Raw genomic sequence first — 529 nt, forward strand, 5'->3', positions numbered from 1 at the left:
CAGGTCAGGGAATATGTTTAACCAGTTGCTGGCATCCCAAAAAATGACAAAAACAGCCGTCAATGAAGCCCTGCGCAGATTGAAAAAAGCGGGAATTGATAAACCAGAGTTGGAAGCATTTTTGCGTGAGATGATCGAAGGAAAGCAAAAAAGCTGGTTAACTCACTGCACTGACGCAGAGGCACTAAAAATTGATAGTGTTATAGGTGAAGTTCTGGCGGATCATCCAGGACTACTAAATGTCCTGAGTCAGCGTTATGTGGGGCGAGGGATGAGTAAGAGAAGGATGGCCGAGTTATTAAACGAACAGTACCCAGAGTGGGCGTTGATTACATGCCGACGTCGTGTTGATCAGTGGTTGCGTGTTGCTGAGTTCATTTTGTATTCACCGATGAGAGAAGCGTTCGATTATGCTTAAAAAATCATTGCAAAATGAGCCACAAACTGCTTCAATTCAGGTACAGCTTCGCAAAGCTGTATCGCGAGGCGAACCAAGCGCATGAACTTTACCAGAACCCGCCATTGAGCG

The 529-nt window shown here is 45.6% G+C and carries 1 protein-coding gene; it reads left to right on the forward strand.

What is annotated here, in order from left to right:
- The coding region (locus ACUU1I_RS21135; RefSeq protein ID WP_449144942.1) for a DUF1133 family protein at positions 1-418 on the forward strand (418 nt) is incomplete at its 5' end.
- Positions 419-529: the final 111 nt, after the last annotated feature.

The organism is Shigella sp. SIG3 (assembly GCF_053555855.1).